Below are 19751 nucleotides of genomic sequence, written 5' to 3'. Positions count from 1 at the left end.
CCCGCGTAGCCGGGCAGCGGGAGGCGGGGCAGCCGGCCGGCGGAGCGCAGCAGGGCCAGCGCCGCACCCCACCGGAGTCGGCCGCGGCCGGCCCAGGCCCAGGCGCGCCACCCCGACCGGCGCAGCGCCGCCCCGGGCGCGCGCTGCTCGTAGTCGGCGCGCAGGTCGACCAGCAGGTCCGGGAGCGGGATCTTGACCGGGCAGACGTCGGCGCACTTGCCGCACAGGGAGGACAGGAACGGCAGTTCGCCGTGCGGGGCGCCGTCGTCCAGCAGCGGACTGAGGACGGCGCCGATCGGGCCGCCGTAGACCGAGCCGTATCCGTGGCCGCCGCCGAGCGTGCGGTAGACCGGGCAGGCCCCCTGGCAGGCGCCGCACCGGATGCAGGCGAGCACGTCCTCGTAGCGGGTGCCGGGCAGGCGGGTGCGGCCGTTGTCGAGGATGACGAGGTGCAGCTCCTCGGGGCCGTCTGCCTCGTCCGCCCGGCGGGGCCCGGTGACCAGGGTCTGGTAGACGGTGAGCTGCTGCTTGGTGGCGGCGTGGGCGAGCAGCGGGAAGAGGACGGCGAGGTCGGCCATCCGCGGGATGACCTTCTCCACCGTCATCACGGCGATATGCACGCGCGGCTGCGAGGTGACCATGCGCCCGTTGCCCTCGTTGGTGGTGAGCGCGAGGGTGCCGGTGTCGGCCGCGGCGAAGTTGACGCCGGAGATCCCCAGGTCCGCGGAGCGGAAGTCGGCGCGCAGCCGCGACCGGGCGAAGGCGGTCAGCGCCTCCGGCTCCTCGGGGACCGCGGCGCCGTCCAGGTCGGAGAAGAGCTGGACCACGTCGCGGCGGGAGGTGTGCGCGGCGGGGGCGATGATGTGGCTGGGCCGCTCGTCGGCGAGCTGCACGATGTACTCGCCGAGGTCGGTCTCCACCACCTCGACCCCGCGCTCCTCGAGGTAGGGGTTGAGCGCGAGCTCCTCGGTGGCCATCGACTTGGATTTCACTGCGAGCCGGGCGCCGTGCTCGGCGGCGATCCGGCCGATCGCGGCGCGGCCGTCGGCCGGGGTCGCGGCGCGGTGCACCCGGCCGCCCGCACGCTCCACCGACTCGGTCAGCTGCTGCAGGTGGCCTTCCAGGTCGGCGAGTGTCTCGCGGCGGATCGCGGCGCCGCGGTCGCGCAGCGCTGCGGCTTCGGGCGAGAAGCCCGGGCCGTTCCACGCGCGGTCGAGGGCGGTGAGCCGGTCGGCGGTGGCCCCGGCGCCGGGGGCGGAGAGGGCGCCGGCCGCCAGCACCGGCAGCGGGATCGCGCCCGGCGGGTAGGACGGGGCGGCCCACTCCGGGCGGCGCAGCGGCACCGCCTCGCTGCCGCGCAGGGCACTGGACCGGCGCGGGTTTCCGCGCGCGGCGCTCACCGTCCCTCCCCTGCGCCGCCGGGGCCGCCGTCCAGCGCGGCGGCGAGCACCTCGGCGACGTGCAGGTGTCGCTGCCCGGTGCCGCCGCGGCGGGCGGCGCGGGCCTGGAGGTGGAGGAGGCAGCCGGCGTCGGCCGAGACCAGGTCGCCGGCGCCGGTGCGCGCGGCCTGGTCGAGTTTGCGGTCGGCCATGGCGGTCGAGACCTCGGGGAACTTCACCGCGAAGGTGCCGCCGAAGCCGCAGCAGATGTCGGGGTCCTCCATCTCGCGCAGCTCCAGGCCGCCGATGCGGTCCAGGACGGTGCGCGGCGCCGCCCGCTCGCCGAGGGTGCGCAGCATGTGGCAGGAGTCGTGGTAGCAGGCGGTGGCGGGCTCCCCGCCCGGGCCGGGCTGCGCCCGGGCCGGCAGTGCTGCGCCGTAGTCGGCGACGAACCTGGTGAACTCCCAGGTGCGCTCCAGGACCGCCGCGGCGCGGGAGCGCCAGCCGCCGGTGAGCAGGCGGGGGTAGTGGTGGACGGCGGTCGCGGTGCAGGATCCGGAGACCGAGACGACGGCCGGATAGCGCTCGAAGGTGCGCACCCAGTGCCGGGCGAGCGCGGCGGCGGGGCGGGGGTGCCCGCTGTTCAGCGCGGGCTGGCCGCAGCAGCTCTGCGCGGCGGGAGCCGTGGCGCGCACCCCCATCCGGGCGAGCACGGCGGCCGCGGCGCGGAGGGGGCCGGGGGCGGCTGCGTCGCTGATGCAGCCGCCGAACAGGGCGACGCGGGCGGGGGGCTCGGGGCGGGGACCGGGGGTGCGGGTCTGCGCGGGCCCGGGGTCGTCGTCCGATGGGCGTGCAGCATGCTGAACGTCGGCCATGGTGGTGAACGTAACACGGGCTTGACCTGAGTCACATCGGCTGCTTACCGTCCTGTGCAGAACACGCCAGAATGCTGCCCGGCGTTCCACATACTGAACACCAGCCGCTCGCCGCCGACGCCCCACCGACCGAGGGCGGTTCCCCATGACCGCGCAGCCCCCTGAACGGCCCCCCGGCCCCCCGCCCGGTCCGCCCGCCGGCCGTGCACCGGCCGGAGCGGCCGGAGCGGCCGACGACCCTCCCGAACCGCAGGAGTACCTGGAGCAGCGCTCCCGCGCGCTGCGTGCGCTGATGCACGCCGAGCGCGCCGCCGCCGTCGCCCTGCTCGGCGCCGTCTTCACCCTGGTCCTGTTCCAGGTGGTGAGCCGCTACGTGCTCGCCGCTCCCCTGGTGTGGACCGAGGAGGTCGCACGCTATGCCCTCATCTGGCTCACCCTGGTCGGGTCCGGCCTGGTCATGGCGCGGCGCCGGCACATCACCGCCCGCGTCTTCAGCCGCGCCCTGGGGCCGCGCGGCACCGCAGTGCTGGAGATCGGCGCCAACCTCGCGGTGATGGCCGTGGCCGGCACGCTGGCCGTGCTGTCCTGGCAGGTGGCCACCGCCCTGGCGGGGGTGGCCTCACCGGCCGCCGGCGCCTCGCTGGCCTGGGTCTACGGCTCCGGAGTCCCCGGGTTCGGGCTGGTCTGCCTGCACGCGGCGCTGAACTCCGCCGTCGTCTGGCGCCACCCGGAGACGCTGCGCGACGACCGCGCCCTCGCGGAAGGGGCCTGAGGTGGCGGCCGCCCTGCTCGTCGCCGGCGTGCTGGTGCTCATGCTGGCCCGCGTCCCGGTGGCCTTCGCGCTGGCCGCGCCCAGCATGGTCTACCTCGTCCTGGTCCCGGACGCCTCGGTCTCCGCCGCGGTGCTCCGGATCGCCGCCGGCGTCGACGTGTTCCCGCTGCTGGCCGTCCCCCTGTTCATCCTCACCGGCGCGGCGGCGATGGCCGCGGGGGTGACCGACCGGCTCTTCTCCGCCGGCGAGGTGCTGCTCGACCGGGTGCGCGGCAACCTCGGCTACGCCAACGTGGGCGCCAGCCTGGTGTTCTCCTGGATGAGCGGCGCGGCGATCGCCGACGTGTCCGCGCTCGGCCGGATCCAGGTCGCCGAGATGACCCGCCGCGGCTACAGCGAGCGCTTCTCGGTCGGGATCTCCGGCGCGTCCTCGCTGATCGGCGGGATCATGCCGCCGAGCATCCCGGCCATCATCTACGCCACCACCGCCGGGGTGTCGGTCGGCGCACTGTTCGTGGCGGGCATCCTGCCGGCGCTGCTGGTGTTCGCCATGCTGTGCGCGACCGTCTTCGTGCGGGTCCGCACGGAGCCGGCGGCCGACCCGGTGCGCACCACCCGCGCGCAGAAGGCCGCCGCCGTCCGCTCCGCGCTGCTGCCGCTGTTCGCGCCGGTGATCATCCTCGGCGGCATTCTCAGCGGCCTGTTCACGCCGACCGAGGCCGCGGCGGTCGCGGTCGTCTACGTGCTGGTGCTCGCCGCGGTCTACCGGCGGCTCACCGTGCGCGGCCTGTACCGCATGGTGCTCTCCAGCGCGGAGACCACGGCCTCGATCATGCTCATCGTCGGCGCGGCCTCCCTGTTCGGCTGGGTCCTCACCCGGGAGCAGGTGCCGCAGCAGGTGGCCGCCTCGCTGGCCACCGCCACCGACAGCCCGATCGTGCTGCTCATCCTGGCCAACGTGCTGATGCTGCTGGTCGGCATGGTGCTGGAGCCGACCGCCGCCATCCTCGTCATGGCCCCGGTGCTGCTTCCGGTGACCGGCGCCTTCGGCATCGACCCGCTGCACCTCGGCGTCTTCATGATCCTCAACTTCATGGTCGGCCTGCTGACCCCGCCGATCGGCCTGGTCGTGTTCGTGCTGAGCACGGTGACCGGGCTGCCCGTCCACCGGGTCGCCCGCAGCATGCTGGGGGTGCTGGCGCCGCTCGGCCTCTGCCTGGTGATCGTCACCTTCATCCCGGCGGTGAGCCTCTGGCTCCCGGGACTGCTGGGGTACGCGTGAGCGGGTCAGCGCGGCGCGGGCGCGCCGCCCATCCGGGCGCCGAGGCCGGCGGCGAGCGCGCGCAGCCGGGCGGCGCGCGCCTCGGTGTCCCCCGCGGCCGCGGCGAGCCCGGTGAAGCTGACCGCGGCCGGCTGGCCGCGCTGCGCCGTCCCGGGGACCGTGGCGGCGATGCAGAACAGGCCTTCCAGGGTCTCCCCGTCGTCCACCGCGTACCCGCGCTCGCGGATGCGCCCGAGCTCCTCCGCCAGCGCGGCGGGGTCGGTGAGCGAGCGCGGGGTGAGCACCGGCAGCGCACCCGCGCCGAGCCGGGCGCGCAGCTCCTCCGGGCCGAGCTCGGCCAGCAGCGCCTTGCCGGTCGCCGTCGTGGTGGCCGGCAGCGGGCGGCCGACCTGCGAGGCGAGCACCACCGGGTGGCGGCCGTCGCGCCGCGCCAGGTAGACCACCTCCGCGCTCACCGCGCTGAGCACCGCGAGCTGCACCGTCTCACCGTCGGCGCCGGGGCTGTCCCGGCACGCGTCGTGGAACTCGCGGACCACGTCCACCCCGGACAGGTACGCCTCGGCGTAGGCCACCAGCCGGTGGCCCAGCACGTAGCCCTCGGGGAGCCGGCGCAGCAGCCCGGCGTCGACCAGCGCGCCGCAGATGTTGGAGACCGAGGACTTGGCGAGCCCGAGGCTGCGCGCGATCTCCGCCAGCCCCAGCGCGCTGCCGCGCCGCTCCGCGAGCAGGTCGAGCACTGCGGCGGCGCGGGTCACGGCCGGCGACAGCGACCGGCCGCTCTCGGCCGCCGGCTCTGCCCGCTGCTCCGCCGGCTCCGCCTGTCGTTCCCCGGTCCGGTTCACCATAGTGCTGTTCACCCTAGGGCGTTCGCGGTGGACGGCGTCCGCAGCGGGCAGTCGGGGGCTGCCGGGCAGGCATCCCCCGCCCCCGTACGGAGCGGCGGACCCCGCCGCCCCGCCCACCGGAGGAGGCGCCGATGCAGATGGTAACCGTGCTGCGCCGCGCCCTCGCATCGGCCGCCGCGGTGCTGCTGGCGGCGGGCTGCGTGGGGCACCCGCCCGACCCCGCCGCCGTGCCCGAGCCGGTGCGCGCCGCGGGCGGCACCGTGCTGCGGCTGTCGCACGTCTACGACCCCGCCCACCCGGCCCACACCTGCGGCGTCGAACCGGTCCGCGAGCGGCTCGCCGACCACGGCATCGACCTGCAGGCGTTCCCCTCGGCCCAGCTCGGCAACGAGGAGCAGGCGCTGCAGCTGCTGCGCACCGGCAGCCTCGACATGACCATCGCCGGTCCGGCGTTCTTCGGCACCTGGTACCCGCCGGCCGCCGTCTTCGACTCCGCCTACGCATTCCGCGACGTCGCACACTTCGACGCCGTCACCAACGGCCCGATCGGCGCACAGGTGTGGGAAGGGCTGCGCGAGGAGGCCGGGCTGCGGGTGCCCGCCTCCTGGTACTACGGCACCCGGCACACCACCGCCAGCCATCCGGTCCGCGGACCCGGCGACCTCGCCGGCAGCAAGATCCGGGTGCCCAGTGCTCCGGTCTACCTCTCCAACACGGAGGTGATGAGCGGCACCGCCACCCCGATGGCGCTGGGCGAGGCGTACCTGGGCCTGCAGCAGGGCGTGATCGACGCCCAGGAGAACCCGATCCCGACCATCCGCACCATGCGCTTCGACGAGGTCCAGTCGTACGTGTCGCTGACCGGGCACATCGTGCAGGGGGTCATGCCGGTGATCGCGGAGCCCGCCTACCAGCGGCTCGCACCCGGGCAGCAGGAGGCGCTGGACGCCGCCTTCACCGCGGCCGTCCCCGAGGTGCAGGACTGCATCACCGAGCAGGAGGAGTCCATCCTGGCCGACTGGCGGGCGGCAGACAGCCCGGAGGTCGTCGAGGACGTCGACACCGCCGCGTTCGCCGCCAAGGCCCGCGCCGAACTGCCGGTCCTGCACCCCGAGTGGAACGGCCTCTACGAACGCATCCAGGACGAGGCGGCGGAGTGAGCCGGGGCGACCGCCCCATCCGCGCGCCTCAGCACAACCAGCCACCGAACCGACCCAGCAGTGGAGGAGAACCCGTGCACTTCGTCCGACTGGGCGAGCCCGGCGCCGAGACGCCGGCCGCCATCGGCGCCGATGGCGCGATCCGCGACCTGCGGCCGCTCACCACCGACATCGACGCCGCATTCTTCGAGTCCTGCTTCGACGGCGCAGGCGCCCCGTTCGCGCGGGTGCGCTCCGCGGTCGAGGGCGGCGAGCTGCCGCTGCTCGCCGGCGCGGAGGGGGCGCGCACCGGCCCGCCCATCGCGCGGCCCGGCGCGGTGGTGTGCATCGGCATGAACTACGCCGCGCACGCGGCCGAGTCGGGCTCGCCGCCGCCGGCCGACCCGCCGCTGTTCTTCAAGCACCCCAACACGGTGGTCGGCCCCGACGACGACGTGCTGATCCCGCCGGGTGCGGAGAAGGTCGACTGGGAGGTGGAGCTGGCGGTGGTGATCGGCCGCCGGGCCCGCTACCTGGAGTCGGCGGAGGAGGCGGCGGCGCACATCGCCGGCTACACGGTCGCCAACGACGTGTCGGAGCGGTACCTGCAGCTGGACGCCTCCGGCGGCCAGTGGTCGAAGGGCAAGAGCTGCGAGACGTTCACCCCGACCGGTCCGCGGCTGGTGCCGGCGGCCGACCTTCCGGCCCCGCCCGGCGCGCTGCAGCTGCGCTCCTGGGTGAACGGCGAGCCGCGCCAGGACTCGACGACGGCCGACATGATCGTGGGCGCCGCCGAACTCGTCCGCCGCCTCAGCCGCGTCATGGTCCTCGACCCGGGCGACCTCGTCCTCACCGGCACCCCGGAGGGCGTCGCCATGTCCGGCCGCTTCCCCTACCTCGCCCCCGACGACTCCCTCGAACTCGAAATCGCCGGCCTGGGCCGCCAGCACCAGACCCTCCGCAAGGCCACGTAGCGCTCACGGCCGGGGCGGCTGCCGCCCCGGCCCTCATCGGGCTGCCCTCGCCTGCTGCCCGGCCCCGCCCGGCGGGGCGATGGGCACTTCCGCGCCGCCCGCGCGGGGAGGGGCACGCGCTGACCCGTCGCAGGATTGCGCCTGCTTTGTCGCACTAGTTCCGATTTGTTGCGAAGTGTGGTTCTGTCACGGAATGTGATAGGAACCATCCAGCGGACGACCGTGCAATGCAGGCAGCCACCGGCGGATGCGTCGTCCCCTCGGCCGCACCGGCGGCCTGCGCACGAGTGCCCGTACTCGGTCCGCGGCCGCGGGGCAGTGCAGGCACCGGGCGGTGGATTGCCCACCGCGTCCCCTCCCCCGACAGCACGCGGCCACGGCACGAAGAGGATCCCATGTCCGACCAGAGTTTCCAGATCACCGCGCTCGTCCTGTACTTCGCCGTCATGGTCGCCATCGGGCTCTACGCCTACCGGAAGACCCATGATCACGAGGGCTATATGCTCGCGGGGCGCAACCTGCCGTCGTGGGCGGCGGCGCTGAGCGCGGGCGCCTCGGACATGTCCGGCTGGCTGATGATGGGCCTGCCCGGCGCAATCTACGCGGTCGGCCTGATCGAGGCGTGGATCGCCATCGGACTGACGATCGGCGCCTACCTGAACTGGCGCTTCGTCGCGCCGCGGCTGCGCTCCTACACCGAGGTCGCCCAGAACTCCATCACCCTGCCGAGCTTCTTCGAGAACCGGCTGCGCGACCGTTCGCGTGCGCTGCGCGTGGCCTCCGGCGGCATCCTGCTGGTGTTCTTCACCTTCTACGTCTCCTCGATGCTGGTCGCCGGCGGCGAGTTCTTCGTCCTCGCCTTCGACACCCCCTACCTGACCGGCATGCTGATCGTCGCTGCCGTCACTCTCGTCTACACGCTCATCGGCGGCTTCCTCGGCGCCTCGCTCACCGACGTCGTCCAGGGCACCATGATGCTCCTGGCCCTGCTGATCGTTCCGATGATCGCGCTCTTCGCCGTCGGCGGCATCGGCGACACCACCGAGGCCATCCGCGCCATCGACCCCGAGCGGCTGTCGTTCTTCGGCGGCGGCCTCACCGCCGGCGTGGCGGTCGGCGTCATCTCGTCGCTCGCCTGGGGCCTGGGCTACTTCGGCCAGCCGCACGTCATCGTCCGGTTCATGGCGATGCGCAACCCCGCCTCCGCCCGCGCCGCCCGCCGGATCGGCATCTCGTGGATGGCCGTCTCCCTGGTCGGCGCGGTCTCCTGCGGTCTGATCGGCATCGCCTACTTCCACAACTCCGGCCTGGAGCTGGGCAACCCCGAACACGTCGTCCTGGCGCTGTCGCAGATCCTGATGCACCCGCTCCTGGTCGGCTTCGTGTTCGCGGCCGTCCTCGCGGCGATCATGAGCACCGTGTCGAGCCAGCTGGTGGTCTGCTCCTCGGCCTTCGTCGAAGACCTCTACAAGGTGTTCGGCCGCAGCACCTCCGAGCGCACCCTGCTGCGGCTCGGCCGCGTGTGCGTCCTCGCCGTCGCGGTGCTGGCCACCGTCCTCGCCCTGGACCCGGGCGAGACGATCCTCCAGCTCGTCGCCTTCGCCTGGGCCGGCTTCGGTGCCTCCTTCGGCCCGGCCATCCTGCTGAGTCTGTTCTGGCGCAAGCTCACCAACTGGGGCGCCCTGGCGGGCATGGTCACCGGCGCCGTCACCGTCATCCTCTGGTCCAACTTCGGCCCCGCCGTCTTCGGCACGGACCTGTACGAGATCATCCCGGGCTTCGCCGCCAACCTCGCGGTCGCCATCGCCGTCAGCCTCGCCACCTACCGCCCGAGCGCTGACATCCAGCGGGAGTTCGACGAGGCCGCCGAACTCGCCCGGGCCAAGTAGCCGGCCGCTCCCTGAACACCCGCGAAGCCCCGCCGCCTGATCCTCCGGGCGGCGGGGCTTCGCGCTGCCGGGAACCGCATGCCACGATGTCCAGTCGGCACTGGACCACCGGCGACGGCCCAAGGAGCGAGCGTGTCCCACCTGCACCCGGCATACACCGTCCGCGCAGCGCAGCCCGGCGATTTCGACGCCATCATCGCCGTGGTCGACGACTGGTGGGGGCGGCCCGCCTCACGGGATCTCACCCGCCTGTTCCTCGACCACTTCCACGACACCAGCCTCGTCGCCTCGACCCCGGAGACGCCGCTGGCCGGCTTCGTCATCGGCTTCCTCTCCCCCGCGGCCCCGGACTGCGCCTACATCCACTTCACCGGCGTCCACCCGCGGCTCCGCCGGACCGGTCTGGGGCGCGACCTCTACGACCGCTTCTTCACGATGGCCCGCCAGGCCGGGCGCACCAGGGCCAAGGCCATCACCTCGCCGGTGAACACCCGCTCCATCGCCTTCCACCAGGCGATCGGTTTCACCGCCACCGCCCCGATCCCCGGCTACGACGGCGCCGACCTCGACCGCGTCGTCTTCGAGAAGCCCCTCTGACCGCCCCGCACAACTCAGGTCTGCCCCCGAGGAAGCGGTCACGCAGCACCGGCGACGACGGTGCGCCTGCCGTCCATGACGAGTGGAGCCGGCCCTACCGAGTCGGTCAGCCCCGACGCGCTGCCAGCCTTCACCAACACCGGCACCAGCGATCCCCCGTCGCCGCCACAGCGTGGCCGTGCCGAAGCACATCTACGCCAAGTGCACCGCCGGCGAGGACGACCGGGCGATGCGCACGATCTCCCGGCGCTCACTGACGAGACGGGCAGTCAGGAACGGCCCCGAAGAACTTTGGCGCGTATTTGGCGCAGGAACCCGCCGCCAACCCCAGCCCGCCACCGACAACCACCGACCCACGACGAAGCCCCGCCGCCTGTTTCTCCAGGTGGCGGGGCTTTTCGCGTGTTCGGGGGAGGGTGGGCGCAACAGGGGTCGAACCTGTGACCTTTCGGTTGTAAGCCGAGTGCTCTGCCAGCTGAGCTATGCGCCCGCACCGGGAAATGGTACCGGGTCGGGGGGATGGGGGCGACGCGGCGGTGGCCGCCCCCGGCGGTCAGGCCAGGTCGGCCAGTGCCTTGCGGTAGGCGTCGAGGTCGCGGGCCTCGGAGATGGGGTTGACGACGCGCCAGCGGACGGTGCCTTCGCGGTCGATCAGGAAGGTGCCGCGGAGGGCGACGCCCTTGTCCTCGTCGAAGACGCCGTAGGCCTGGGCGACTTCGCCGTGCGGCCAGAAGTCGGACAGCAGCGGGTAGTCGAGGCTCTCCTGGTCGGCCCACGTGCGGTGGGCATACATGGAGTCGACGGAGATGGACAGCAGCTCGGTGTCCTCGGTGCGGAAGTCGGCGATGCTGTCCCGGATGGAGCAGAGCTCGCCCTCGCAGACGCCGGAGAAGGCGAGCGGGTAGAACACCACGACCACGTTCTTGCGGCCGCGGAAGTCCGACAGCCGGACCGTCTGGCCGTGCTGGTCGGACAGGGCGAAGTCCGGGGCGGGCTGCCCGGTCTCGATCGGCATGGGAAGTCCCTTCGGGTGATGGGGTACACCGTGCGGGGCGCCCTCCGCCCACGGCGGGCAGGGCGCCCCGCACGGCCAGCCTAGGGCAGCGCTGTGCAGCCCTCGGACCCCCGGGTACGACCGTCGGGGACAGGGGCGTGTCCGGCGCGGGTCAGTGCTTCACCTTGGGCGTCACCAGCCTGGTGCCGGCCCAGTCGGAACCGGCGCTCACGGCGCTGGTCTGCGACAGGCCCGCGGTCGAAGCCGCCTCGGCGACGTCGCTGGGCGCGACGTGGCCGTCCCGGCCCGGCTTGGGTGTCAGCACGAGGATGGCGCCCCCGCCCTCGACGGACGACAGCACGTCCACCAGGGCGTCGGTGAGGTCGTCCTCCTCGTCGCTCCGCCACCACAGCAGGGCGGCGTCGAAAATGCCGTCGTCGCCCTCGTCGACCAGTTCATCGCCGGTGGTCTCGGCAATCGACGTGCGGAGCGCCTCGTCCACATCGTCGTCGTAGCCGAACTCCTGCACCACCTGACCCGGCTTGAAACCGAGCCGTTCGGCCAGGGCTTTCTCACCTTGCGCCTGGCCCGCGGTCGCGCTCACGGAAGTCCTCCTCTTCAGCATCGTTGTCGTTGGTCCGCGCAGGTCGTCCATCTGGGTCGTACCCGCGTCTTTGCTGGCTAAGTTCACACGCTGGGGGCCTGATCCGTCAACGCGCGCTGCACGGACGGCCCCGCCCTCCATACTCGCGCCCTTGGGCTGCACCCGGAACCGCACCGCGCTCAACCGCCTCCGGGCACGAAGGACAGCCGCACGGTGCGCCGCGGATTGTCGACGTTGAGGTCGACGACGGCCACCGACTGCCAGGTGCCCAGCGCCGGCGCGCCGCCGAGCACGGGCACGGTGGCGTAGGGCGCGATCAGGGCCGGCATGACGTGCGATCGGCCGTGGCCGCGGGAGCCGTGCCGGTGCTGCCACCGGTCGTCGGCGGGCAGCAGGTCGCGCAGCGCGGCAAGCAGGTCGTCGTCGGATCCGGCGCCCAGTTCGAGGATCGCCACGCCGGCCGTGGCGTGCGGGACGAAGACGTTCAGCAGCCCGTCTCCGCCCGCTTCCGCGGTGAACGACCGGCACTCGCCGGTGATGTCCACCACCGCCTCCCGGTCCCCCGTGCGGAGGTCCAGTTCAGTTGTCCGCATGCGGCAACGGTTACCCACCCGGGAGCCCCGCGAACCCCCGGTGCGTCGGATCCGGTCCACAGGTCCCTAAGCGGACGTGGCGCGGCCGCCGCGCCCGGTCCATACTCGCCACGGGACAGCATCGGCTCCGCGGCTGCGGCCGCGCGACGAAACGGGAGGCGCGCGTGACGCTGCGGCTGGGCCCGCTCCTGCGCAAGACCACCGCGACCACGGCCGCGGTCTGGGTGGAAACGGACGCGGCCGGCACCGTCACCGTGTCCCACGCCGAAAGCGGCACGCAGCTCGCCGCGGCCGGCACGGTGGCCGTGCACGGCCACCACTACGCTCTGTGCGAACTGACCGGCCTCGCGCCGGATTCGGCCACGCCGTACACCGTGGAGGTGGACGGCGCCCGCGTCTGGCCGCTGCCGGGCACGCCGCATCCGCCCAGCGTCATCCACACCCTGGGCCCGGGGCCGCTGCGGCTGGCGTTCGGCTCCTGCCGCACCCCCACCGACCACTCCCCCGGCGCCGCGGCCGCCTACGGGCCGGACGCCCTGCGCGCCTATGCGCTGCGCTTGGCCGGGCAGCGCGCCGCCGGCGGCGGGGAGGGCGCCGAGCCGCACGCGCTGCTGCTCATCGGCGACCAGGTGTACGCCGACGAGCTCCAGCCGCCGATGAAGGACTTCCTGCGCACGGCGCGCGCGGCGGCGCCGGAGCGGGCCAGCGCCCGCCCGCCGGAGGACGAGGTCGTCTTCTTCGACGAGTACGCCGAGCTGTACCGGCAGGCGTGGACCGACCCGGACGTGCGCTGGCTGCTGTCGACGGTGCCGTCGCTGATGCTCTTCGACGACCACGACGTGCGCGACGACTGGAACACCTCCGGCGCGTGGCGCGGCGACATGGCGGCGGAGCCGTGGTGGCAGCGGCGGATCACCTCGGCTCTGGGCGCCTACTGGGTCTACCAGCACCTGGGCAATCTGACCGGCGGGGAGCGCGCCGCCGATCCGCTGTTCGCCGAGGTCGCCGCGGCCGCTGCGGAGGGGCGCGACGCGGGCGGGCTGGTCGACGCGATGGCCGGGCGCGCCCACCAGGATCCGCAGAGCCGGCTCTGGAGCCACGCGCACGACCTGCCCGGCGCCCGGCTGCTGATGGTGGATGCGCGCGCCTCGCGCGACGTCGCCGACGACACCGACCGCTCCATCACCGGCCGGCGCGGCGCCGACTGGCTGGCTGAGCGGCTGCGCGGCGGCACCGAGCACCTGCTGGTGGCCTCGACCCTGCCGTTCCTGCTGCCGCGCGGCGTGCACCATCTGGAGGGCTGGGACGAGGCGGTCTGCGCGGGCGCCTGGGGGCAGCGGGCGCGGCCGGCCGGCGAGAAGCTGCGCCGGGCGGTGGACCTGGAGCACTGGTCGGCGTTCCGCGCGTCCCAGGACGCGGTGGCGCACGCCGTGCTGGCGACCGCGCGCGGCGAGCGGGGGGCGGCGCCGTCCACGGTGCTGTTCCTCTCCGGCGACGTGCACTTCCACTACCTGGCCCGGGCGGAGCCGGCGGACGGCGCCGCCCTCCGGCCGCACAGCACCATCGCCCAGATCACTGCGTCGCCGCTGTGCAACCGGCTGCGGGGGCCGCTACGCTGGGCGGCCCGGCTGTCCGGCGGAGCGCTGGCGCGGCTGCCGACGTCGATCCTCGCCCGGCTGGCCCGGGTGGCCCCGTCTCCGCTGGCGTGGGGCCTGGACCACGGCCCGTGGTTCGACAACGGCCTGGCCACGCTCACCCTGGACGGCCCGCGCGCCGACGTCGCCTGGGCGTTCGCGGCCGACAACGACGGCGCCCGCGCCGTCCTTCCCGCAGACAGCCCCGCGATCGCCCTCACCCCGCAGCCCGGCGCGGCCGGGGAGTAGCGGCGCGCTCCCCCGCCGCCGCGTCCTCCTCGGCCGCGCGCCGGCGGGCCGGCTGCGGGCGGGTGCGCGGCGGAGGTCGGGGCGGCCGCGCCCTCCCGCGGAGAGCTCCGCGAGACGCGGCCCACGCGGGCCTCCCCCGCCCCTGCTGCGCGGCGCGCACCGCGCAGCAGGCCAGCGGCTACCGCAGCAGAGCAGACTGACGGTCCCGCCGAGAGCTCCGCGGTGCACCGCAGCCCGCGCCCGCTCCCCGGCGGCCGCCGCGCGGGCCCCAGGGCGTGTTGGGCGGATGGCGTTCGTCGCGAGCGGTGTCGGAGGTGCACCCGTCGCACGGCCGACGAAGGAGTCAGGGCTGGTTTTCCCTGTCAAGGAGAGGAGAACGCAGCGAGGGGCGCGCCCGGCGAGAAGCAGCAGGACAGGTGCCCACCCAACACGCCCCAGACCGCTGCTGGGAATGTGTGCCGTGGTCAGTGGCCGTCAGCGGTCAGTGACCGCTCGACCGGAGTATCGATCAGCCAGTTGTGCCATTTCAGGGCGTTCAGCGCCGCGATCCGCTGGCGCAGTCAGCCCGGCACCACCTTCGCTCCCGTGTGCGCAGCGGGTTCACCGATCTCCCGGCAGCGGTCCCGGGCACGCCGGAGGCGCCCCCCGCCCCCGCGGAGCAGCACAGCGGGCAGCGGACCGCACCGCGGCAGGTCTGCGCCGCATCTCGGCCCTTCGCCGCCCCGGGTCCTTCGCGGAGGGGCCGGCGGTCCGGAGCGCGGCCGCCCCCTCGGCACGCCCTGCTTCCGGGCAGCAGCGAGCGCGGGCCCCGGAGACCGGCCGCCGCAGCAGCCGAGCCTGGCAGGCAGCACAGGCCGGGGCCTCCGGAGACAAAAGGCGGCCCACCGTCCCCGGTCCCCGGAGGCCGCGGCGAGCGTCGCACGGGCCTGCTCCGAAGCCGTTCCGGCGCTTTCCGCTCGGCGGCGGGCGGTGCCGGAGAGCGCGGGTCAGGGGACCTGGTAGGCGGCGTCCCTCGCGTCGGTGACGGCCATGTGGCCGGGCGCGTGGGCGATGGCGAAGGAGGGGGCCGACGCCATGACGGCCGCCTGCGGGGTGACGCCGCAGGCCCAGAAGACCGGGACCTCGCCGGGGCGCAGGTCCGGCGCATCGCCGAAGTCGGGCCGGTCGAGGTCGGCGATGCCGAGCGCGGCCGGGTCGCCGACGTGCACCGGCGCGCCGTGCACGGCCGGGTAGCGCGAGGTGATCCGCACCGCGTCGGCCACCTGGCCGGCGGGGATCGGCCGCATCGACACCACCAGCGGGCCGTGGAGCCGGCCTGCGGGGCGGCAGTCCGTGTTCGTCGCATACATCGGCACGTTGGTGCCGTTCTCGATGTGCCGCACCGGCACGCCCGCCTCCAGCAGCGGCGTCTCGAAGGTGAAGCTGCAGCCGATGAGGAACGCGACGAGGTCGTCCCGCCACACGTCGCGCACATCGCCGGTCTCCGCGGTGAGCTCGCCGTGCTCGTAGACGCGGTAGGCGGGCAGGTCGGTGCGCAGGTCGCCGGCGAACAGCGACGCGGAGGTCTCGCCGGCCTCGGCGACGTCCAGCACCGGGCACGACTTCGGGTTGCGCTGGGCGTAGAGCAGGAAGTCGTAGGCCAGGTCGCGCGGGAGCGCGATGAGGTTGGCCTGCGCATATCCGGCGCTGTATCCGGCGGTGGGCGCGCGCAGCCCGGCGCGGAACAGGGCGCGGGCGCCGGCGGGCGCCAGCGCGGCGGGGTCCGCCGGCGCCTCCGGGGCACGGCCGGCTCCGGTGGTGCGGTCGCTCATGGTGGGGCCTCCTGGTTCACGAAGGGCGGACCGGCATGCGGGCCGCTGCGGTACCGGCCGGACGGGCGGGGCCGTCCTAGGCGCTGCGTTCCCCGGTCCCCGCCGCGGCCGGCGCGAAGCGGATCCGGTCGCCGGGCCGGAGCTGGGCGGCGCGGGGCAGGTCGGTGCTGCGGACCACGGCGATGACCGGGTATCCGCCGGTCACCGGGTGGTCGGCGAGGAAGAGGACGGGGTTGCCGTCCGGCGGCACCTGCAGCGCCCCGGCGACCATGCCCTCGGTGGGCAGCTCACCGTCGACGGCGCGCGGCAGCGCCGGCCCGTCGAGGCGCATGCCGACCCGGTCGCTGCGCGGGGTGACGGTGAACTCCTCGGTGAGCAGCGCCTGCACAGCTTCCGCCCGGAACCAGGTGTCCCGCGGGCCCAGGTGCACGCGCAGCTCCGCGGGCCCGGCGGCCCACGGAGGCGTGGGGGCCGCGTCGACGGCCGGGAACCGGGCGGGCGGCGCCCCCACGGCCAGCACGTCGCCGGCGGCGAGCGGGGCGGGGCCGAGGCCGGCCAGGACGTCGGTGCTGGCCGAGCCGAGGACCGCGGCGGCGGCGAGCCCGCCGCGGACGGCGAGGTAGCTGCGCATGCCGCGGTCGGGTGTGCCGATCCGCAGCTCGTCGCCGTCGCGCAGGTGCAGGACCGTGTCGGCCGCGCCGCCGCGCACGGCGCCGTCCCGGCTGGTGATCCGGACCGGGGCCGGGGCCCCGGTCACCGCCACCGTCTGCGGTCCGCGGGCGCGGACGGCGAGCCCGCCGAGGACGGCCTCCACTGCGGCTGCCTCCTCCGGGTTGCCGAGGAGGCGGTTGGCGAGCCGGTGCGAGTCCCGGTCGGCGGCGCCGGACGCACCGACGCCCAGCGCCGCGAGGCCCGCCCGGCCCGCGTCCTGCACGGTGGCGAAGGGTCCGGGGGCCACCACCTCCAGTGCGGCGGTCGTCGTGTGTGTCATGGCTCCATGCTCGGTCGTGATGCTGGATTCCGCGCTCGGGAGCGCCGGGCGGCGCAGTGCGGGCTGCGGATCCGTCGTGGTCGTACAGGGGGCTCGGGGCGGGCTGGGTTAGGACGCGCCGGGTAGGCGGCGTTGGCCGCGAGCGGTGCCGGCGGTGCACCCGCCGCACGGCCGGCGAGGGCTACCGGGCGGTGCGCAGCAGGACGGTTGCCCGACCGGCACGCTCTAGGTCCGCTCGCGGAAGCGCACCCGCGTGCCGGGGGCGAGGAGTCCGGGCGGGTCGCGGTCGAGGTCCCAGACGACGGCGTCGGTGGAGCCGATGATCTGCCAGCCGCCGGGGGAACTGCGCGGGTAGACGCCGGCGAACCCGCCGGCCAGGGCGACCGCGCCGGCCGGGACGCGGGTGCGGGACTCGCCGCGGCGCGGCACCCGCAGCCTCGGGTCGTCGCCGACCATGTAGCCGAAGCCGGGGGCGAACCCGCAGAAGGCGACGGTCCAGGCAGCGCCGGTGTGTGCGGCGACGACCTCGCGCTCGGTCATCCCGGTGTGCGCGGCCACGTCGGCCAGGTCGGTGCCGCCGTAGTCGACGTCGATCACGACCTCGGGCCCCTGCGGCCGGTCGCCGGGCTGCGGGCGCAGCCGCCGCACCGCGTCGGCGACGCCGACCACCCCGCCGGATACGGCGGGGTCGACGTGCAGCAGCACGGTGCGGGCGGCGGGCACCGCCTCGGTGACGCCCGGGATCGGCGCCGCGGCGAGCGCGGCCTGCAGGGCCAGTACCTCGGTGAGGTCGCCGACCTCGATGAGCAGGCCGCTGTCGCCGCAGGTCAGGAGTTCCATTCCACCCCTCCGCCGGGACCAGAGAACGGCCGCACGGCGACTCCGGCACCGGTCAGCGCCTCGCTGACCTGGCGGGCGATGGCGACGGCACCGGGGCTGTCGCCGTGCACGCAGATCGATTCGGCGCGCACCTGCACGGGCGTGCCGTCGACCGCCTCGATCGGCTCGCCGTGCACGATCCGCAGGCAGCGCTGCGCGATCTGCTCGGGGTCGTGCAGGACGGCGCCGGGCTCGCGCCGCGAGACGAGGGTCCCCTCCGGGGTGTAGGCGCGGTCGGCGAACGCCTCGCGCACCGGGACCAGGCCCTCCTTCTCCGCGGCGCGCAGCCACGCCGATCCCGGCAGCCCGAGGACCGGCAGCGAGGGGTCGTACTCGCGCACGGCCCGCGCCACCGCCTCGGCCTGCTTCTCGTGGTGGACGATGGCGTTGTAGAGCGCCCCGTGCGGCTTCACGTAGGCGATGCGGCCGCCGGACGGGCGGGCGGTGCCGGCGAGCGCACCGATCTGGTAGAGCACGTCGTCGGCGAGTTCGGCGGGGTCGGCGTCGATGAACCGGCGGCCGAACCCGGCGAGGTCGCGGTAGCCGACCTGGGCGCCGATGGCGACGCCCTGCTCGACGGCGCCGGTGCAGGCCCGGCGCAGCACGGTGGGGTCGCCCGCGTGGAATCCGCAGGCCACGTTGGCGCTGGTGACCACGGTCAGCAGCGCGGCGTCATCGCCGAGTACCCAGCGTCCGAAGCTTTCGCCGAGGTCGGCGTTGAGGTCGATGCGCACGCAGTTCCTCCATTCCCGTTCCGACATTCGCGTTTTCGGGCCGCACCGGCGCGGTGCGGCCGCGGCTCCCGGCCCGGGAGCCGCGGTTCCAGTGGGTGTGCGTCGTCGCCGTTCCCTGCTGCGGCTAGGACAGCATCTCGAGCACACCGCCGGCCGCCTGCCATGCGCAGAAGACCGAGATGAACCAGGCGACGACACCGATGGCGAGCAGCCACCGCGGGTAGCGGTAGCCCTGCATGAGGTCGCGGCGGAACGCGGCGACCCAGAGCATGATCGCGAAGCCCACCGGGAGGATCAGGCCGTTGAGCGCTCCGGCGAGGATCAGCAGCTGCGCGGGCGCCTGCTCGATGAGGAGGTAGATGACCGCCGACACCGCGATGAACGCCGCCACCAGCCAGGTGCGGTACTTCGACAGCACCGGGTGGAAGGAGCTGATGAAGGAGACCGAGGTGTAGGAGGCGCCGATGACGGAGCTGACCGCGGCCGCCCACATGATCACGCCGAACATGCGCAGGCCGACCTCGCCGGCCGCGTGCTGGAAGGCGAGCGCCGGAGCGTTGTCGGCGCCGGCCAGCGACACGCCGCCGACGACCACGCCGAGGATGGCCAGGAAGAGCAGGATGCGCATCAGCCCGGTGACGAGGACGCCGGTGACGGAGGCCCGGGTGATATGGCCGACGCGCTCGGGGCCGGAGACTCCGGCGTCGATCAGCCGGTGGGCGCCGGCGTAGGTGATGTAGCCGCCGACGGTGCCGCCGATGATGGTCACGATCGCGACGTACATGGCCGAGTCGATCCGCTCGGGCAGGACGGCGTTCTGCAGCGCCTGGCCGACGGGCGGTCCGGAGGCGATCGCGACGTAGAGCGTCATCGCGATCATGAGCACGCCGAGGACGACGATGATGCGGTCCATGGCGACGCCGGCCCGCTTGGACACGAAGATGCCGATGGCGATGAGCGCGGAGACCGCGCCGCCGATCTTCACGTCGATGCCCGCCAGCGCGTCCAGCCCGAGGGCGGTGCCGCCCACGTTGCCGATGTTGAAGATCAGGCCGCCGATGAAGACGAGCGCGGCGAGCAGGTAGCCCGCGCCGGGCACCACCCGGTTGGCCAGGTCCTGCGCCTTCTGCCCGGACACGCCGATGACGCGCCACAGGTTCAGCTGGACTGCGATGTCGACCAGGATCGACACCAGGATCGCGAACGCGAACGCGGCGCCGAGCGTGGCGGTGAACTCGGTGGTCTGGGTGATGAAGCCGGGGCCGATGGCGCTGGTGGCCATCAGGAACATGGCTCCGAGGAGGGTGCCGCGCACGGTGGCGCCGCGCAGCGCCTGGCCGCCCGCTGGCGCGCCCTTGCCGGACGCCGGGGTCTCGGGGGGCGGTTGGGTGGACCCGCCTGATCCGCTTGCTCCGCTCATGCGGTCCTCGCTGCTCTTCCGGCCCTCACGGCGGAGGGCGTCCTGTTTCGTTCACCATTTGAATTGTTGAACAATCCTTGGCCAACGCCC

18 protein-coding genes and 1 tRNA gene are annotated in these 19751 nt (G+C 74.5%); 7 read left to right on the top strand and 12 right to left on the bottom strand.

Annotation, left to right across the window (positions count from 1 at the left end; genetic code table 11):
• Both ACYVGT_RS15835 and ACYVGT_RS15830 read right to left on the bottom strand, forming a co-directional pair.
• On the bottom strand, positions 1-1400 hold a 1400-nt coding region (locus ACYVGT_RS15835; protein WP_460858880.1), incomplete at its 3' end, for an LUD domain-containing protein.
• Complete coding sequence (locus tag ACYVGT_RS15830) at positions 1397-2254, bottom strand: (Fe-S)-binding protein (RefSeq protein WP_460858877.1); 858 nt, start codon at positions 2252-2254, stop codon at positions 1397-1399. The genes ACYVGT_RS15830 and ACYVGT_RS15835, both read right to left, overlap by 4 nt.
• 145 nt (positions 2255-2399) lie before the next feature.
• On the opposite strand from ACYVGT_RS15830, the gene ACYVGT_RS15825 reads away from it, so the two are divergent.
• Positions 2400-3026 (top strand): TRAP transporter small permease, encoded by a 627-nt coding sequence (locus ACYVGT_RS15825; protein ID WP_460858873.1) that lies wholly within the window; start codon positions 2400-2402, stop codon positions 3024-3026.
• A gap of 1 nt (position 3027) precedes the next feature.
• Entirely contained in the window at positions 3028-4308 is a 1281-nt protein-coding gene (locus tag ACYVGT_RS15820; RefSeq protein ID WP_460858869.1) for a TRAP transporter large permease, read from the top strand.
• Between the two features lie 5 nt (positions 4309-4313).
• Here the strand turns inward: ACYVGT_RS15820 and ACYVGT_RS15815 are convergent, their stop codons facing one another.
• A complete protein-coding gene (locus tag ACYVGT_RS15815) occupies positions 4314-5153 on the bottom strand; it encodes an IclR family transcriptional regulator (RefSeq protein WP_460858865.1) in 840 nt (279 codons plus the stop codon).
• Between the two features lie 131 nt (positions 5154-5284).
• Between ACYVGT_RS15815 and dctP the strand changes: the two genes are divergently transcribed.
• The 4 genes from dctP (at position 5285) to ACYVGT_RS15795 (ending at position 9752) form a co-directional block, all read left to right on the top strand.
• On the top strand, positions 5285-6313 hold the full coding sequence (dctP, locus tag ACYVGT_RS15810) for a TRAP transporter substrate-binding protein DctP (RefSeq protein WP_460858863.1): 1029 nt from the start codon (positions 5285-5287) through the stop codon (positions 6311-6313).
• A gap of 74 nt (positions 6314-6387) precedes the next feature.
• The gene (locus ACYVGT_RS15805) at positions 6388-7266 is read left to right on the top strand and encodes a fumarylacetoacetate hydrolase family protein (RefSeq protein ID WP_460858860.1); all 879 of its coding nucleotides are present in this window, start codon (positions 6388-6390) and stop codon (positions 7264-7266) included.
• Between the two features lie 395 nt (positions 7267-7661).
• The gene (gene putP, locus ACYVGT_RS15800) at positions 7662-9155 is read left to right on the top strand and encodes a sodium/proline symporter PutP (RefSeq protein WP_460858856.1); all 1494 of its coding nucleotides are present in this window, start codon (positions 7662-7664) and stop codon (positions 9153-9155) included.
• 132 nt (positions 9156-9287) lie between these two features.
• Positions 9288-9752, top strand: coding sequence for a GNAT family N-acetyltransferase (locus tag ACYVGT_RS15795; protein ID WP_460858854.1), 465 nt, complete (start codon positions 9288-9290; stop codon positions 9750-9752).
• Positions 9753-10169: 417 nt separating this feature from the next.
• Here the strand turns inward: ACYVGT_RS15795 and ACYVGT_RS15790 are convergent.
• From ACYVGT_RS15790 to ACYVGT_RS15775, 4 genes are all read right to left on the bottom strand, one after another.
• A tRNA-Val gene (locus ACYVGT_RS15790) sits at positions 10170-10242 on the bottom strand.
• Between the two features lie 63 nt (positions 10243-10305).
• A complete protein-coding gene (locus ACYVGT_RS15785; RefSeq protein ID WP_460858852.1) occupies positions 10306-10767 on the bottom strand; it encodes a peroxiredoxin in 462 nt (153 codons plus the stop codon).
• Between the two features lie 151 nt (positions 10768-10918).
• Positions 10919-11350 carry a DUF3052 domain-containing protein gene (locus ACYVGT_RS15780; protein ID WP_460858849.1) on the bottom strand — a complete coding sequence of 144 codons (432 nt, stop codon included), beginning with the start codon at positions 11348-11350 and terminating at the stop codon, positions 10919-10921.
• A gap of 179 nt (positions 11351-11529) precedes the next feature.
• On the bottom strand, positions 11530-11943 hold the full coding sequence (locus ACYVGT_RS15775; RefSeq protein ID WP_460858847.1) for a YjbQ family protein: 414 nt from the start codon (positions 11941-11943) through the stop codon (positions 11530-11532).
• Between the two features lie 164 nt (positions 11944-12107).
• Between ACYVGT_RS15775 and ACYVGT_RS15770 the strand changes: the two genes are divergently transcribed.
• Positions 12108-13826, top strand: a complete 1719-nt coding sequence (locus ACYVGT_RS15770) for an alkaline phosphatase D family protein (protein WP_460858845.1) — start codon at positions 12108-12110, stop codon at positions 13824-13826.
• Positions 13827-14812: 986 nt separating this feature from the next.
• Here the strand turns inward: ACYVGT_RS15770 and ACYVGT_RS15765 are convergent.
• The 5 genes from ACYVGT_RS15765 to ACYVGT_RS15745 all read right to left on the bottom strand — a co-directional run bounded on the left by ACYVGT_RS15765 (position 14813) and on the right by ACYVGT_RS15745 (position 19661).
• Positions 14813-15637 carry a putative hydro-lyase gene (locus tag ACYVGT_RS15765; protein WP_460858842.1) on the bottom strand — a complete coding sequence of 275 codons (825 nt, stop codon included), beginning with the start codon at positions 15635-15637 and terminating at the stop codon, positions 14813-14815.
• 76 nt (positions 15638-15713) lie between these two features.
• Entirely contained in the window at positions 15714-16628 is a 915-nt protein-coding gene (locus ACYVGT_RS15760; protein WP_460858839.1) for a 5-oxoprolinase subunit C family protein, read from the bottom strand.
• Positions 16629-16853: 225 nt separating this feature from the next.
• Positions 16854-17468, bottom strand: coding sequence for a 5-oxoprolinase subunit B family protein (locus ACYVGT_RS15755; RefSeq protein WP_460858837.1), 615 nt, complete (start codon positions 17466-17468; stop codon positions 16854-16856).
• On the bottom strand, positions 17456-18241 hold the full coding sequence (locus ACYVGT_RS15750) for a LamB/YcsF family protein (protein ID WP_460858835.1): 786 nt from the start codon (positions 18239-18241) through the stop codon (positions 17456-17458). The genes ACYVGT_RS15755 and ACYVGT_RS15750 overlap by 13 nt, the downstream gene beginning before the upstream one ends.
• A gap of 124 nt (positions 18242-18365) precedes the next feature.
• On the bottom strand, positions 18366-19661 hold the full coding sequence (locus ACYVGT_RS15745) for an NRAMP family divalent metal transporter (protein WP_460858833.1): 1296 nt from the start codon (positions 19659-19661) through the stop codon (positions 18366-18368).
• Positions 19662-19751: the final 90 nt, after the last annotated feature.

Source organism: Nocardiopsis coralliicola, from assembly GCF_054779695.1.
Note: the sequence above shows the minus strand (reverse complement) of the source record. Positions and strands in the feature narration are given on the sequence as shown.

Excerpts from the sequence above, each read along its gene's own strand:
- ACYVGT_RS15830 (WP_460858877.1), bottom strand. The coding sequence starts at position 2,254 with ATGGCCGACGTTCAGCATGCTGCACGCCCATCGGACGACGACCCCGGG.
- ACYVGT_RS15825 (WP_460858873.1), top strand. The coding sequence starts at position 2,400 with ATGACCGCGCAGCCCCCTGAACGGCCCCCCGGCCCCCCGCCCGGTCCG.
- ACYVGT_RS15815 (WP_460858865.1), bottom strand. The coding sequence starts at position 5,153 with ATGGTGAACCGGACCGGGGAACGACAGGCGGAGCCGGCGGAGCAGCGG.
- dctP (WP_460858863.1), top strand. The coding sequence starts at position 5,285 with ATGCAGATGGTAACCGTGCTGCGCCGCGCCCTCGCATCGGCCGCCGCG.
- putP (WP_460858856.1), top strand. The coding sequence starts at position 7,662 with ATGTCCGACCAGAGTTTCCAGATCACCGCGCTCGTCCTGTACTTCGCC.
- ACYVGT_RS15785 (WP_460858852.1), bottom strand. The coding sequence starts at position 10,767 with ATGCCGATCGAGACCGGGCAGCCCGCCCCGGACTTCGCCCTGTCCGAC.
- ACYVGT_RS15775 (WP_460858847.1), bottom strand. The coding sequence starts at position 11,943 with ATGCGGACAACTGAACTGGACCTCCGCACGGGGGACCGGGAGGCGGTG.
- ACYVGT_RS15765 (WP_460858842.1), bottom strand. The coding sequence starts at position 15,637 with ATGAGCGACCGCACCACCGGAGCCGGCCGTGCCCCGGAGGCGCCGGCG.
- ACYVGT_RS15760 (WP_460858839.1), bottom strand. The coding sequence starts at position 16,628 with ATGACACACACGACGACCGCCGCACTGGAGGTGGTGGCCCCCGGACCC.
- ACYVGT_RS15755 (WP_460858837.1), bottom strand. The coding sequence starts at position 17,468 with ATGGAACTCCTGACCTGCGGCGACAGCGGCCTGCTCATCGAGGTCGGC.
- ACYVGT_RS15745 (WP_460858833.1), bottom strand. The coding sequence starts at position 19,661 with ATGAGCGGAGCAAGCGGATCAGGCGGGTCCACCCAACCGCCCCCCGAG.